This window comes from Prevotella sp. E9-3, assembly GCF_022024015.1.
In the GTDB taxonomy this organism is placed as follows: Bacteria; Bacteroidota; Bacteroidia; order Bacteroidales; family Bacteroidaceae; genus Prevotella.
Map to the genome: position 1 here is coordinate 1,770,846 of NZ_CP091786.1, position 14,702 is coordinate 1,785,547.

The 14,702-nt window shown below is 41.8% G+C and carries 11 protein-coding genes and 1 pseudogene; 5 read left to right on the top strand and 7 right to left on the bottom strand.

All coding sequences use genetic code 11. The features are described 5' to 3' along the window. Window positions 1-20: 20 nt before the first annotated feature. On the top strand, window positions 21-1,592 hold the full coding sequence (locus L6475_RS06500) for an OmpP1/FadL family transporter (RefSeq protein WP_370641666.1): 1,572 nt from the start codon (window positions 21-23) through the stop codon (window positions 1,590-1,592). Between the two features lie 107 nt (window positions 1,593-1,699). On the opposite strand, the gene L6475_RS06505 is transcribed toward L6475_RS06500, so the two are convergent. Continuing rightward, entirely contained in the window at window positions 1,700-2,173 is a 474-nt protein-coding gene (locus tag L6475_RS06505; RefSeq protein WP_237823796.1) for a cytidine deaminase, read from the bottom strand. A 79-nt stretch (window positions 2,174-2,252) separates the two neighbouring features. Here L6475_RS06505 and L6475_RS06510 point away from each other — a divergent pair, with 79 nt between their 5' ends. Then, entirely contained in the window at window positions 2,253-3,161 is a 909-nt protein-coding gene (locus tag L6475_RS06510; protein WP_237823798.1) for a glucosaminidase domain-containing protein, read from the top strand. A gap of 135 nt (window positions 3,162-3,296) precedes the next feature. On the opposite strand, the gene L6475_RS06515 is transcribed toward L6475_RS06510, so the two are convergent. The 3 genes from L6475_RS06515 to L6475_RS06525 all read right to left on the bottom strand — a co-directional run bounded on the left by L6475_RS06515 (window position 3,297) and on the right by L6475_RS06525 (window position 7,221). Then, window positions 3,297-4,634 (bottom strand): NADP-specific glutamate dehydrogenase, encoded by a 1,338-nt coding sequence (locus L6475_RS06515; RefSeq protein ID WP_237823800.1) that lies wholly within the window; start codon window positions 4,632-4,634, stop codon window positions 3,297-3,299. 145 nt (window positions 4,635-4,779) lie between these two features. Further along, window positions 4,780-5,568: an RNA methyltransferase gene (locus L6475_RS06520; protein ID WP_237823802.1), complete on the bottom strand. Its 789-nt coding sequence runs from the start codon at window positions 5,566-5,568 to the stop codon at window positions 4,780-4,782. A 9-nt stretch (window positions 5,569-5,577) separates the two neighbouring features. Beyond that, complete coding sequence (locus L6475_RS06525; protein ID WP_237823804.1) at window positions 5,578-7,221, bottom strand: glycoside hydrolase family 10 protein; 1,644 nt, start codon at window positions 7,219-7,221, stop codon at window positions 5,578-5,580. 131 nt (window positions 7,222-7,352) lie between these two features. Between L6475_RS06525 and L6475_RS06530 the strand changes: the two genes are divergently transcribed. The 3 genes from L6475_RS06530 (at window position 7,353) to nadC (ending at window position 10,292) form a co-directional block, all read left to right on the top strand. Continuing rightward, window positions 7,353-8,819, top strand: coding sequence for a carbon starvation protein A (locus tag L6475_RS06530; protein WP_237823806.1), 1,467 nt, complete (start codon window positions 7,353-7,355; stop codon window positions 8,817-8,819). A gap of 46 nt (window positions 8,820-8,865) precedes the next feature. Continuing rightward, window positions 8,866-9,372: an outer membrane beta-barrel protein gene (locus L6475_RS06535; protein ID WP_237823808.1), complete on the top strand. Its 507-nt coding sequence runs from the start codon at window positions 8,866-8,868 to the stop codon at window positions 9,370-9,372. A gap of 71 nt (window positions 9,373-9,443) precedes the next feature. Further along, window positions 9,444-10,292, top strand: coding sequence for a carboxylating nicotinate-nucleotide diphosphorylase (gene nadC, locus L6475_RS06540; protein ID WP_237823811.1), 849 nt, complete (start codon window positions 9,444-9,446; stop codon window positions 10,290-10,292). Window positions 10,293-10,703: 411 nt separating this feature from the next. Here nadC and L6475_RS06545 read toward each other — a convergent pair whose 3' ends face one another. From L6475_RS06545 to L6475_RS06555, 3 genes and pseudogenes are all read right to left on the bottom strand, one after another. Then, window positions 10,704-12,203 (bottom strand): HAMP domain-containing sensor histidine kinase, encoded by a 1,500-nt coding sequence (locus tag L6475_RS06545; RefSeq protein ID WP_237823815.1) that lies wholly within the window; start codon window positions 12,201-12,203, stop codon window positions 10,704-10,706. 161 nt (window positions 12,204-12,364) lie between these two features. After that, window positions 12,365-13,528 (bottom strand): annotated as a pseudogene (locus tag L6475_RS06550) (DEAD/DEAH box helicase); the annotation flags it as partial. A 38-nt stretch (window positions 13,529-13,566) separates the two neighbouring features. Continuing rightward, window positions 13,567-14,697 carry an LptF/LptG family permease gene (locus L6475_RS06555; protein ID WP_237824063.1) on the bottom strand — a complete coding sequence of 377 codons (1,131 nt, stop codon included), beginning with the start codon at window positions 14,695-14,697 and terminating at the stop codon, window positions 13,567-13,569. Window positions 14,698-14,702: the final 5 nt, after the last annotated feature.

Genomic DNA, 14,702 nt, shown 5'->3' on the forward strand with positions numbered 1-14,702 from the left:
TTAACTCTAACAATATGATTATGAAGAAGATATTAAATATTGCTATTTTGGCTATGGCTACATATTCAATTATGGCTCAGGAAACCTATGAGAATGCTAAAATTGCTACTGAGGATTTGAATGGAACAGCTCGCTATGTTGGCATGGGTGGAGCTATGGATGCACTAGGTGCAGATATTTCAACGATATCGAGCAATCCTGCAGGATTGGGACTCTTTCGTAAATCTTCTGCTAATATTAGTGTAGGCATGAAAGGTCAGCAAGATGCCAGTAATTGGGGCGGTGGAAAATCATCTCATATAAGTTTTGATCAAATAGGTTTCGTATGGGCCAACCAGATTAGTTCTACCGACTTTGTAAATTTTGCTTTTAATTATCATATGAGCCGTGACTTCAACTATATATTGTCTGTTGCTGATCGCTTACCTGTTGACGATAATGGTGATCCCAACACATCTCAGAATCGCGTAACATATGAGAAGCAAATGGAAGGACTTCTTTATCCATGGAAATCCGGGGCAGGAAATATTCCTGATTTTGGCTATAATCCATCTTATATGTGCAATCAATTGGATCAGGCCTATATGGAACAAACTGATTTGGTATGGGATGGATCTTCAATGGGGTATTATGGTGCTACAGATTATCTTATGAATCGTGCGACGAAAGGTTATATCGGATCATATGATTTCGCTTTAAGTGGTAATGTTCAAGACATGTTCTATTGGGGCGTTACTTTAGGATTTAAAGATGTTCATTATAGCCATTATGGTGAGTATCGTGAGAATTATAAAACCTTTGGTAATTATTTCTTGAGGGTGGAAGATGATCGTAGTATAACAGGTACTGGATTTGATATGAAATTTGGTGTGATATTCCGTCCAATAGAAGAGTCTCCGTTCCGTTTTGGCGTTTCAATAGCTACACCAACCTGGTACGATTTGACGACAAGAAATAGCACTTCTATCGTTAGTTCAGAAAGTGAGCGTGTTCCTTGCGAGAATTTCGACCATAAGTTCAAACTGAACACTCCTTGGAAGTTCGGACTTTCTGCAGGTCATACTTTTGATAATTATCTTGCTCTTGGAATTGGGTACGAATATGCTGACTATTCTTCTCTTGATACCCGTTATGGTGATGATTATGATGATTACAATTATAGCGGTTCAACAAGTGATGCAGCAATGAATCGTCATACAGAGCGTACTCTTCGAGGTGTATCTACTTTGAAAGTTGGTGCTGAATATCGACCAATTCCTGAATTGGCTTTCCGTATGGGATATAATTATGTATCTCCGATGTATCAAAATAATGCCTTTAAAGATACTTCTGTAGAATCATCTGGAACTTCTGTAGGTACCACTACTGATTTCACAAATTGGGATTCTACTAACAGATTGTCGTTCGGTATTGGTTATCAAATGGGACATTGGAATTTGTCTGCCACCTATTTATATACTGTACAGAAAGGAACTTTTGAGCCTTTCTATTATGAGCCACTTGACAATCCAGATAACTATTTCGAGGCTAATAAAGTTAATTTGACATATAAACGGAATCATTTCCAACTAACCCTTGGATATACATTCTGAATTACACCTTTACTCAGAAGAGGTTAAGTTACTTATAAATGTCTGAAAATAGTATGGAAAATAGCTCATGTTTGGGGTAAATTCATACTATTTTCAGACATTTATAATTAGAATTCTTTGAAAGTTAGAGGAAGTAACTTTGAAACTCCTTCAATAACGAATATATGCTTTTGGCCGTAGAGTAATATTTTAACTGGGTGCTGGAAACGCGTTTCAGTTTCAACGAGCACTTGTCTGCAAACACCGCATGGAGATACTGGATCTTCGGTCAGTTTTCCTTCAGGCGATCGTGCTGCAACGGCTATAGCAACAACCGGCTCGTTTGGATATTGTGCACCTGCAGAGAAAATGGCTGAACGCTCGGCACAGATACCTGCAGGAAATACGGCATTCTCTTGGTTGCATCCTTCAACAATTGTACCATTTTCTAACAATAAGGCCGCACCTACACAAAAGTGAGAATGTGGGGCGTATGAACTATCTGTTTGGCGTATTGCGGTATCAACAAGTTGTTGTTCTTCTTTAGCCAATTCATTTTTCTTGCATACAATGATTTTAGATTTAAGAGTTAGTTCTTCCATAATCTTAGATATTTATGATGCAAAAATAGTAAAATGTCATTAGAAATCACTACTTTTGCAAGAAAAAATAAATAAATTAATGAGAAAAGTCTTTCTTTCCGTTGCACTTACACTTTCTTTGCTTGTTCACGGCCAAGCACGTTGGAACCAGCAGTACCAATCATATATTGACCAGTATAAAGATGTAGCCATCGAGCAAATGCATCGTTGGAACATTCCTGCCTCAATCACTTTGGCTCAGGGACTGTTTGAGTCTGGCGCAGGCCGAAGTGAATTGGCAACAAAAGGCAATAATCATTTTGGTATAAAGTGTCATGGGTGGACAGGAAGAACAGTCTATCATGATGATGATCGCAAGGGGGAATGCTTCCGGGCATACAAGTCTGCCTATGAATCGTACGATGATCACTCACGTTTCCTTGCCAGTAGTCAGCGCTATGCTTCGCTGTTCAAATTAAATAAGAGAGATTATAAAGGTTGGGCTCGAGGGCTTAAAGCTGCCGGTTATGCTACGAATCCTCAGTACGCCAATAAGCTTATAGAAATTATTCAATTGTACAAGCTGTATGAATATGATACAGCAAAGAAATACGATAAGACTTTAGCCAAACATACCAAAGACAATAGTGTGTATGGTGCTGCACTTCATCCCATCAAGCAATTCAATAAGAACTATTATGTAATTGCCCGACGCGGTGATACCTTCAAGTCTATTGCAAAAGAATTAGGTGTTTCTTATCGCAGACTCGCTCGTTTCAACGAAAGAGATAAGGATGATATTCTCGAACAGAATGATATTGTATGGCTGAAAAAGAAACGATCCAATGCTCCTAAAGAATACAAGAATCGAATGCACTACGTTAAGGAAGGCGAGTCAATGTATTCTATATCACAGTATTATGGAATTCGTTTGAAGTCTCTCTATAAGATGAATCATTTAAAGCCGGACTATCAAATTCAAGTTGGTGCGGCACTTAGAGTTAGATAAAGTAGTACTAACTAACTGGCGTTTCACTTCGTTTTTGATTAATAATAAATAGGAGTCTATGTGATTCACATAAACTCCTATTTTTTTTATATAGTATAAGCTATTAAGTCTCTTATACTATTTATTGCTTATTTCTTAAACAATACCCTGAGCCATCATAGCCTTGGCAACCTTCATGAAGCCGGCAACATTTGCACCCTTCACGTAGTTGATGTAACCGTCGGCCTGAGTACCGTACTTAACGCAGTTCTCATGAATGTCGTTCATGATGCGCTTCAGATAGTCGTCAACTTCCTTAGCAGTCCAGCTCAGACGCTCAGAGTTCTGAGACATCTCAAGACCAGATACTGATACACCACCTGCATTAGAAGCCTTACCGGGAGCATACAGAATCTTGGCATCCTGGAAAATCTTGATTGCTTCAGGGAGTGAAGGCATGTTTGCACCCTCAGCAACGGCAATCACACCATTGTTTACGAGAGCCTGAGCCTGCTCGCCATTGATTTCGTTCTGGGTAGCGCAGGGCAGGGCGATATCAGCCTTTTCATGCCAGGGACGCTCACCCTCATGATATACTGCGGTAGGATATTCCTCAACATACTCCTTGATACGGCCACGCTCAACATTCTTCAGTTCCATGATGAAGTCAAGTTTCTCACGTGTGATGCCGTCTGGATCATAGATATAACCATCTGAGTCTGACATAGTCATGGGGATAGCACCCAACTGCAAACACTTCTCTGCAGCATACTGTGCCACGTTTCCTGCACCAGAAATCAGGACCTTCTTGCCCTTCAGATCGATGCCGCGTGTAGCCAACATTGATGTCAGGAAGTAAACGGTACCATAACCGGTTGCCTCAGGACGGATAAGAGAACCACCGAACTGAATGCCTTTACCGGTGAGTACACCCTGGAACTGGTGAGTGAGCTTCTTGTACTGACCGAACATATAACCAACCTCACGACCACCTACACCGATATCACCAGCGGGAACGTCCTCATCAGGACCAATGTGACGATAAAGCTCGTTCATGAAAGCCTGGCAGAAACGCATTACTTCTGCATCGCTCTTTCCGCGAGGAGAGAAATCTGAACCACCTTTGGCACCACCCATAGGCAAGGTTGTCAGTGAGTTCTTGAAAGTCTGCTCGAAAGCCAAGAATTTCAGGATACCCAAATTTACTGACTTGTGATAGCGGATACCACCTTTGTACGGGCCAATGGCGTTATTGTGCTGAATGCGATATCCCATGTTTGTCTGAACGTTGCCCTTGTCGTCAGTCCATGTAACGCGGAATTCAATCACACGATCGGGAATACAAAGACGCTCAATCAGATTGTACTTTTCAAACTCGGGATGCTTGTTGTACTCTTCCTCGATAGTAGGAAGAACTTGGCTTACTGCCTGAATGTACTCAGGCTCATTGGGAAATCTCAACTTGAGATCTTCTACAACTTTTGCTGCATTCATAATCTTTTTTCCTTTTTAAAATTGAACTAATTTGCGGTTTTTGTCTGATTTCTGTTGCAAAGGTAAAGCAAAAATTCAAAATAGCAAACATTTTATCATTTTTTTTGCCTAAAAACTTACTTTTTGACACTTTGCTTGATATATATCAATTTCTTAGTTCCCAAAATGCTACTGCTGCAGCTGCAGCCACATTTAGTGAGTCAACATCGTGAGCCATGGGGATGCGAACTACGTAGTCGGCCTGGGTGATACTTTCATGGGGGAGACCGTCGCCTTCTGTCCCCATTATCACTGCAAGTCGTGGTTCTGCTTTTAATCTTGGGTCGTCAAGGGATATAGAGTCGTCGGACAGCGCCATCGCAACAGTGCTAAACCCTTCTTTTTTCAATTCGCTCAGTGATGTGTCTGTCCATGTCCATGGTACTAAGAATACCGTTCCCATTGATACACGAACGGAACGGCGGTTCAACGGATCACAGGAATCGTTGGTAAGTATTACTGCGTCTATGCCTAATGCAGCGGCTGAACGGAATATGGCCCCAATATTGGTGGTATCGCAAACTCCTTGAATAACCACTAATCGTCGAGCGTTCTTACAAACTTCTGCCACCGTTGGTAATTCTGGTCGCTTCATAGCACACAGCACTCCACGTGTCAAAGTGTATCCGGTAAGCTCGGCTAACAACGGACGACTTCCTGTATATATAGGTATATCAGGACAACGCTCTATGATAGAGGCCGCATCACCCTCTATATGCCGTTCTTCGCATAGCAGTGAAACGGGTTGGTAGCCTGCATTAAGAGCAACATTAATTACTTTTGGACTCTCTGCAATGAATAGTCCTCCATTTGTTTGTCGAAGTTGTGCTTCAGTGAGCTTGGAATAGCAAGCCACCTCTGTGTGGTTTAGCGAATTTAGGTGTATGATGTTCATGTTTTAAATCTATCGTTCATGTTTCAGGCTAAAATAGCCAATGCGATGATTCCTTCCTTTTCTGCCTAAAGAGCGTAGTTGATAAATGCCATCAGGCAAAGACGATATGTTAAGTGTCTTTCCACTATAGGGGCGTATTTCCAAGGTTTGCCCCAAGATGGTTTCAATTACTATGTAGTCGGCATCAAGGGTTGCTCCTTTAGATGGTAAGTCAATGATACCTGTTGTAATCTGAATGCTAAGCGGACTGAATGCTGATGATTGACGAAACTCTGGCGCATCTATCTGAAGAGCGTCACTTTCCAGTCCGTAACGATCTTGAGCAGTAACTGCATAGAAAAGCCCTGGTTGAACATGCAGTTCATTTTTCATCAAACGTGTAGCTACTAAGTTGCTGGCCTTGGTGATGTCAACAGGGTATTCTTTCGAGGCATATACATTATATAATAGGTACGTATCGCGCATACCATTATTTTCTGTGCCCCATTTTAGTATTCCGTCATTTAGTGTCAGTGACTGGGGACGTGAAGGTCGCTTGTTACTCATCCATGTCATGGGGGGAATTAGCGATGGGGTAGCATCGAATCTGCTTCCCAGCTCGTATATTCCTTTTACATTGTCAGTGAAGAATTTAGAACGGAAAAAGCAGTGACCGAGCCCAATTTGGCGTAGTACATTCAGTTGGCGTTCTACTACGTCTATTGTCCACCGTCCTTCTTTCGGATCAAGAAAATAAATTCCTAAGCCAGGCACTACAAAGCGTTGATAGCTATGTTCCTTCCAGTCGATGGCAAATGGAAAGAAGTTGTTGTCTCTGAAATACATCATAGGAAAGAGAGCGTCCATCACACCTTCTTTCAACCACATTTGTGCATCCTGGCAAACGGTAGTCCTTGCATTCCATCCATGGGAAGAATAGCGGAGTAAGTCGTCATGCTTTCCAATGGGGGAACACGATACCATTACCCATGGTTTGATGGCCTTCACGGTATGATAGATTTTCCTGACAATCGTAGTGATATTACTACGTCCCTTTTGGCGACTAACGCGTAGTTTCCAAGTCTCTGGATAGCGGATATAGTCTAAGTGAACACCATCCACATCATAGCGCTTCACAATTTCCCGACATATATTGGCAAGATAATCGGCCGTTTCTGTCTTTTCCGGATTCATATATCCTTCATCGCCTATCTTAGTCACTATTTTAGGGTGGGTCTTTCGCAATTGAGCACACCCGTATTTGTTCCATTTTCCAATGGGAATTGTAACCACCCATGCGTGGAGTTGCATTCCGCGACGGTGACATTCGTCGATAGCGAATTGCAGAGGGTCATAATTTGGCGCTTTTCCTGGCCTGCCTGTTATACACCCATCCCAAGGTTCTATTGTAGAAGGATAAATAGTGGTTCCTCGGACGCGCGTTTGAAGAAAAACCGTATTGATTCCGGCCCTTTTCAGTTTGTCAAGAGTTCTGCAAAGTTCCTCTTTCTGTAAAGAAGGAGAGTAGGAGTGTGGCCAGTCAATACCGCCAATAGTAGTAAGCCACATGGCACGTATTTCGTATTTTGGACACACCATTTCCTGAGCCTCTATCCGTTGGAAAATACCTGAAATACAAAGGCAAATTAAAAGCAAAGATATGATTCGTTTCATTAGCTGTATTTTTATGTGCAAAAATAACTAATTTATCCCGAAAATACGATATTTTTGACAATTGAGTTTTTATTTTACAATTAATTTATTACTTTTGCAGGTGATATAGCTTTATATACCAGAGAAAGATTATGATCACTTTTATTGTAAGTCTTATTTTACTCATTTTAGGCTATTTTGTCTATGGTAGAATAATAGAACGTATTTTTGCACCAGACAACAGGGTAACACCCGCTGTAAGAAAAGCTGATGGATTAGACTTCATAGTACTTCCATCATGGAAAATTTTTATGATTCAGTTCCTGAACATTGCAGGAACGGGTCCTATCTTTGGTGCCATTATGGGCGCTAAGTTTGGTCCTGTTTCCTATTTATGGATTGTGTTTGGTTGTATTTTTGCCGGTGCCACACACGACTATCTTTCAGGAATGCTTTCCATGCGTCATGACGGTGCTGGCCTGCCCGAGCTCATAGGAACTTATTTAGGTAAGGGCGCAAAGAAGTTAATGCTGGTATTTACCGTCCTCTTGCTCACTATGGTGGGGACTGTATTTGTCTATTCGCCTGCCGAGATTCTTCACAATATTGGTGGTTCGTTTATGATGTGGGTAATCATTATTTTTGGCTACTATGTTATTGCCACCATGATGCCTATCGACAAAATTATTGGAAAAGTATATCCATTGTTTGCTTTCTCACTCCTATTCATGGCTGCCGCATTGATGATTGTGCTGTTTTTAAAATGGCCTTCATTACCGGAACTATGGACAAATTTTGAGAATATGGGCTTTAATGCAAGCGAGAAGTGGACTGACCAGCTGTTTCCGTGCCTGTTTATCACAATTGCCTGCGGAGCCATTAGCGGTTTCCACGCCACTCAGAGTCCTTTGATGGCACGCTGCGTGAAGAGTGAAAAATTGGGACGTCCCATCTTCTATGGAGCCATGATTACAGAAGGAATGGTAGCTCTCATCTGGGCAACAGTTTCCATGTATTTCTTTTATGGTGAACCCTCGCCTGGTTATGACTTGATGAATATTGAGACGGGCTTTTCTACTTCAGCACCAGCTGTAGTTAATATCGTTTGCAACGACTGGCTTGGAGCGTTTGGAGGAATCCTCGCTATGTTGGGCGTTGTTGCAGCTCCTATCACTAGTGGCGACACCGCATTTCGTTCAGCCCGACTTATTGTTTCTGAGTGGCTGCACATCAAACAGCGTCCCATACCAAACCGTCTGATGGTGAGCATACCATTGTTCGTTTGCTCCATCGCCATGCTTATATGGCAGATAGAAAATCCCGATGGCTTCAATACCATTTGGCAGTATTTTGGATGGAGCAATCAGGCACTGTCTGTCTTTACACTTTGGACCCTCACTGTCTATTTGGTACGCCAGCATAAGTTTTTCTATATCACCTTGATCCCAGCGCTGTTCATGACCTCTGTGTGTACCACTTTCCTCTTTATTTCAAAACAGGCATTCCATCTACCAGAACTGTTGGCTTATACCTTAGGGGGCATCTGTACCATTGTGGCCATCATTTGGTTTACTCTTTGGTATCACCATCAAAAGAAAGAGCAGAAGATAGGGGAATAGCTTAATTAGAAACCGTTGTTTGTAATAATACCTCATTTTATTAGATATGAAAAAGAAACTATTCACGATGTTGATGGCACTGTTGTTCTCAGCTGCCAGCTTTGCTCAGTTTGAGCAGGGTAAATTATATGTTAACGCTGCATTGTCAGGCTTTGACCTGAACTATACAGGTGCTGAGAAGTGGAAGTGTGATTTGAACTTGAAGACAGGCTACCTGTTTGAAAACAACTGGATGGTGCTTGGGCAGTTCGACTATAATTATCGCAAGTACCAACCTAACACTCTTTCTTTAGGAGCAGGTGTTCGTTATTATGTAGAAGCCAACGGCCTTTACCTGGGTGCTGGTGCCAACTATATGCATCGTGGGGTAGATGATTGTTCTGTTGATGACTTTGTACCCAGCATTCATGTCGGATATGCTTACTTCCTGAGTCGTACAGTAACCATCGAGCCTGAGTTCTATTACAATCAAAGTCTTAAAGATCATAGCAACTATAGTGGCCCCGGTGTTCGCATCGGCTTAGGTATCTATCTCGATGATCTCCTGAAATAGTAATGTCTTACAAGAGAGTTATCTCTTTACTGATATTAGGCACTTATTAATAATTATAAAGAAAATAGAATATGCTTTCTGTAGAAGAATTAGTTGACAGACTAATAGATCTTTCGTTCGCTGAAGATATAGGCGATGGTGACCATACCACCTTGTGCTGCATCCCTGAAAATGCAATGGGAAAATCACATCTTCTTATCAAGGAAGATGGCATTCTTGCAGGTGTCGAAGTGGCTAAAGAGGTGTTCCATCGCTTTGACCCAGAAATGAAAGTTGAGGTATTGATGGGCGATGGCTCAAAAGTGAAAAAGGGTGATGTGGCGATGGTTGTAACTGGTCGCGTACGTTCACTACTTCAAACAGAGCGTTTGATGTTGAACATCATGCAGCGTATGAGTGGAATTGCCACAATGACTGCCCGCTATGTGGAACGGCTTAAAGGTACAAATACTCGAGTACTTGATACTCGTAAAACCACTCCAGGCATGCGTATGTTAGAGAAACAGGCCGTGAAAATAGGTGGTGGCTGTAATCATCGCATTGGTTTGTTCGATATGATCCTTCTCAAGGACAATCATGTTGACTTCGCTGGCGGCATTGTAAATGCTATCGACCGCTGTCATGCATACTTGGCTGAAAAGGGCCTCAACTTGAAAATCGAGATCGAAGTACGTTCTTTCGACGAACTCAATCAAGTATTGGAGCATGGTGGAGTAGATCGTATTATGCTTGACAACTTTTCTGTTGCCGACACGAAGAAGGCAGTAGAAATAATCAATCATCGTTACGAGACAGAATCTAGTGGCGGTATCACTTTCGACACTATTCGCGATTATGCAGAGCAGGGTGTTGATTTCATTTCTGTTGGTGCTCTGACTCATTCTGTCAAAGGACTCGACATGAGTTTTAAGGCTTGTTAGTTCAAAGTATTTTTCTCTAAATAGAGAGTGTAAAGTAAACTATGTCTTACTACTTTTATTGTAGCCTGACATAGTTTACTTTAGACTCTCAACTACCGTTCTATTGGATTGCAACTACCTTTCTATTGGATTGCAACTACCTTTCTATTGGATTGCAACTACCTTTCTATTGGATTGCAACTACCTTTCTATTGGATTGCAACTACCTTTCTATTGGATTGCAACTACCTTTCTCTTGAATTGCAACTACCGTTCTATTGCATTGTAACTACCGTTCTATTGTGTAGCAACTACTATTCTATTGCAATTACCGTCGAGACACCAAGTAGTTAAAATGAACCCCGAAAGTTAGAAAAATACTTTCGGGGTTCACTTCGAAATGACACATTCTCTATATTATATATACAAATGTTAATCGTGCAGACTAAGTATGAAACGGGTGCCCTTGGTGAATTCTGGATCTACAGTAATATCGCCGTTCATCTTCAGTGCCATTTGCTTGCAAATGGGGAGGCCGAGACCGTCACCTTCGGTAAGATCCCTAATTTCGAGGAATGGCTTAAATATGTCTTCCCGTTTTTCTTCGGGAATTACAATACCAGTGTTTTGAACAATAAATTGATGTGAATGGGCACCACGCTTTTTAAACTCAAGACGGATATGACCATCTTCTTGAGTGAAGTAAACTGCATTGCTGAGCAGATGCTGAAGAATATGGGTTACATACTCTCTATTTATCCTAACATTGGTCTTTGGTACATTCACTGTGAACTGGACATTTGGCTTTAGCTGTTTTCTTATCTGCTCGGCCAGCTCTTCACAGAAGGGTTGAATATTTAGCTCTTCGGTTTCTACCACTTCATCTACAGAGTTTTCAAGTTGTGAGAGTTGCTCAATATGGTTGGTGAAGTGGAGTAGGGCCTTTACCTCGGGCTGTTCGGTGTTAAGTTTTTGGAGTGTTGGATTCAGTTGGGCTGAAATGTTGTTGATAAACTTTACTTTCAGCTCATTATTAGCCTTCATGTTTTTAATGATTGCCTTCTGCTTTGATGTAAGGAAAATGTAACGTACCAAGACAATAGCACCAACGGCAAGGACTGCAGCAAGTATTCCGACAAGCAGAAGAAGTCCGAAAATGATTGCCTTTTGTGAGGCCAGAGAGTCATCCTTACTAGCAATGGTTTCCTCATGCTGACTAATCTTTTGATTAAGCTGGGCGGTAATGTCAGCAACCTTCAGTTCGTTAACAGAATCTTTCCAAGCTACGTAGCTGTTATATGACTGAGCAACCATGTTGGCGTTGTTGCTTTTACGGCCGTTGGCAATGAGCGTTTGATACACCTCGTCAACCTTGTTGTACTCCTTCTGAGCAGTCAACTTGGATGCCATTTCCTTGAATACGGCATTTCCTTGGGCATTCTGTCCGAAGGTGTAGTAATAGATGGCTTTGTTGTAAAGCAGGTCATTGTACAATTCGTCGCTGCCACTTGCTTTTGCCTGTTTCTCCATGGTCTCAAGCTGGTCAAGGGCGCTGGCATTCTTACGCAGTTTGATATACATCTGCATGCGTTCCTTGGTAGTAAGATAGCGAAGTGAGGCCCTTTGACTATCAGAAAGTTTGACTGAATAGATGGTTTGATCTATATTACGAAGTAATTCGAAAGCCTCTTTGTATAAACTTTCTTTATAGTATAAGGCTGTGGCCTTTACACCACACTCTACACTCTGCTGAATACTGCCTTTGGCGGCATAGTCTTGAAAAGCCCGGATATAGTTGGAACGGGCATTGGCCACTTGACCACTCTTTTCTGCAACTTCAGCATTTTGCTGGATTTTACTCTTCTCCTGAGCATGCAGAATGGTACTGCTAACACATAGAATTAGCAAAAGTAAAAACGTTGTTCTTTTCATAGTTGCTTTTGATTGTTGTTTCTTTTATTTCGTTTATTATTGTCAGTAGTATTGGAATGACGATGATGTCTGCCGGTTGGCATACCGCCTCCATGAGTGTTTCGCCCAGTTTTGGAGCGACGACCATGAGCATGGTTGTTTTTACGGCCACTTCGACCTATGTATGCTGGTCCCTCGCCCAGATCGTTGGGGAGTGGATTCTTTTCAATGTCCTTTTGTAGGAAATGTTCAATTTCCATGAATTTACTGATGTCCTTTTCGTTGACGAAAGTGATGGCAGCACCATCGCGGTCGGCTCGTGCCGTACGACCAATACGGTGAACATAGTCTTCAGCATCGTGAGGCACATCATAGTTGATAACCAAACGAATATCGTCGATATCTATGCCGCGTGCCACAATGTCGGTAGCCACAAGTACATCGATGAAGCCAGCCTTGAAACGGTACATCACTTCATCGCGTTCGGCCTGAGTGAGGTCAGAGTGCATTGGAGCACAGTTGATATTCATCTTCTTTAGTTCACGGGCAATTTCTTTCACGCGGTCTTTCTTGCCACAGAATATAATGATACGCTTTAAGGCCTCATCATTATTGTCGTGATTGAAAAATATATGATGAACGATGCCCAGTTTCTGAGTGTCGTAGCATACATAGGCTGACTGCTGAATTTTTTCTGCAGGACGGCTAACTGCTATTTTTACCTCAACAGGATTATGGAGTAGGGAAACTGCCAGTTCACGAATCTTGGTAGGCATTGTTGCAGAAAACATGATTTTCTGGCAGTCGGAAGGCAGCAAACTATTTATCTGCATGATATCGTCAGAGAATCCCATGTCGAGCATACGGTCGGCTTCGTCCAATACGAAGAATGATGTGCGTGAAAGGTCCAGATTCCCTACTTTCATATGGCTGAGTAAACGCCCTGGGGTGGCAATCACAACAGGAGCTCCACCACGAAGACTCTTTATTTCTTGATCAAATCGACCTCCATCATTTCCTCCATATACTGCAATAGAAGATATGTTGTCCATATAGTAGCTGAAGCCCTGCATGGCCTTGTCTATCTGTTGGGCAAGCTCGCGGGTTGGTGACATGATGACACAGTTGATAGCATCGTCGGGAAAGCCTCCATCATCAAGCATCGAGAGGATGGGTAGAAGATAGGCGGCTGTTTTGCCGGTACCTGTTTGTGCAATACCCAGCACGTCGGCACCTTCAAGAATTTCAGGAATACATTTCTCCTGTATAGGTGTCATATCCTCAAAATGCATGTCGTAGAGTGCATCAAGAATGTTGTCGTTTAAATATGTTTCTTCGAATGTCATTATTATTATGTTCTGATATATAGCTCTATGCTTATATATTAATTAGGTGACTGCCTATAACAGAAGTAGGCAATGACGGCAAAAATAAGATTAGGTACCCATGCTGCCAATAATGGTGGTGTTCCAGCATTGATAGCAAACGTGGCACTTATAGTTTGGAGCAGAATGTAGGTGAATGAAAGGGCCAGTCCGATACCTAAGTATAGTCCCATGCCACCCTTCCTTTTTCGTGAAGATAGTGATACGCCGATGATTGTAAGTATAAACGATGCAAACGAGGTCGCTATTCGCTTGTGATATTCTACTTCATATTGTACAACATTCAACGAACCACGGTCTTTCTGTTTTGTGATATATCGCAGAAGTTCAGGTGAAGTGAAGGTCTCTTGTTGCCCTCGGGAGAATACAAGATCCATGGGTTCCATCACAATGGTGGTATCTATCTCAGAACCTGTTTCAATATGTTCGCGTAGTCCTTTCAAGGTACGAATTTTATAGTTTATAGCTTTCCATTGATAGCGCATATCTGAGATAGTGTCATACTGAATGATATTGGCCGTCATGTGACTCACCAGTTTCTTTTTCTCAAACTTGTCAAGAGAAAAGCCATAGCCTCGTCTGTGAATGTCGTCATAAGTCTGAATGTATGCTATAACTCCAGGGGCAACTTGAAGCTGTACGTTCTGTGCCGTAGTATTCTTACGATTGTTTTTGTATAGCACCTCGAAATTCTGACGTATGATATTTCCATGTGGAATCACGTAGGCACCTAAATAGAAATTGACTAACGCTATGAGAGCTGCCGAAATCATATAGGGCCTCAGCAAACGATTGAAGCTGGTACCACTGGCAAGCATGGCAATAATTTCGGAATTGCCAGCCAATTTAGAAGTAAAGAAAATTACAGCAATAAAGACAAATAGTGGCGAGAAAAGATTTGAGAAATACGGAACGAAGTTTGCGTAGTAGTCAAAAATAATCGCCTTCCACGGTGCATGGTTCGTAACGAACTTCGTCATGTGTTCATTGAAGTCAAACACGATGGAAATTGAAATAATGAGCGCTATGGCATATATATAGGTTCCAATAAACTTCTTGATAATATACCAGTCAAGGATGCTGATACAATTAAGTATGTTCAGATTGGACCCACATAGTTTCCCGGATATTAACT

Coding starts and splice junctions, on each gene's coding strand:
- L6475_RS06500 (WP_370641666.1), top strand. CDS start 21: ATGAAGAAGATATTAAATATTGCTATTTTGGCTATGGCTACATATTCA.
- L6475_RS06505 (WP_237823796.1), bottom strand. CDS start 2,173: ATGGAAGAACTAACTCTTAAATCTAAAATCATTGTATGCAAGAAAAAT.
- L6475_RS06510 (WP_237823798.1), top strand. CDS start 2,253: ATGAGAAAAGTCTTTCTTTCCGTTGCACTTACACTTTCTTTGCTTGTT.
- L6475_RS06515 (WP_237823800.1), bottom strand. CDS start 4,634: ATGAATGCAGCAAAAGTTGTAGAAGATCTCAAGTTGAGATTTCCCAAT.
- L6475_RS06520 (WP_237823802.1), bottom strand. CDS start 5,568: ATGAACATCATACACCTAAATTCGCTAAACCACACAGAGGTGGCTTGC.
- L6475_RS06525 (WP_237823804.1), bottom strand. CDS start 7,221: ATGAAACGAATCATATCTTTGCTTTTAATTTGCCTTTGTATTTCAGGT.
- L6475_RS06530 (WP_237823806.1), top strand. CDS start 7,353: ATGATCACTTTTATTGTAAGTCTTATTTTACTCATTTTAGGCTATTTT.
- L6475_RS06535 (WP_237823808.1), top strand. CDS start 8,866: ATGAAAAAGAAACTATTCACGATGTTGATGGCACTGTTGTTCTCAGCT.
- nadC (WP_237823811.1), top strand. CDS start 9,444: ATGCTTTCTGTAGAAGAATTAGTTGACAGACTAATAGATCTTTCGTTC.
- L6475_RS06545 (WP_237823815.1), bottom strand. CDS start 12,203: ATGAAAAGAACAACGTTTTTACTTTTGCTAATTCTATGTGTTAGCAGT.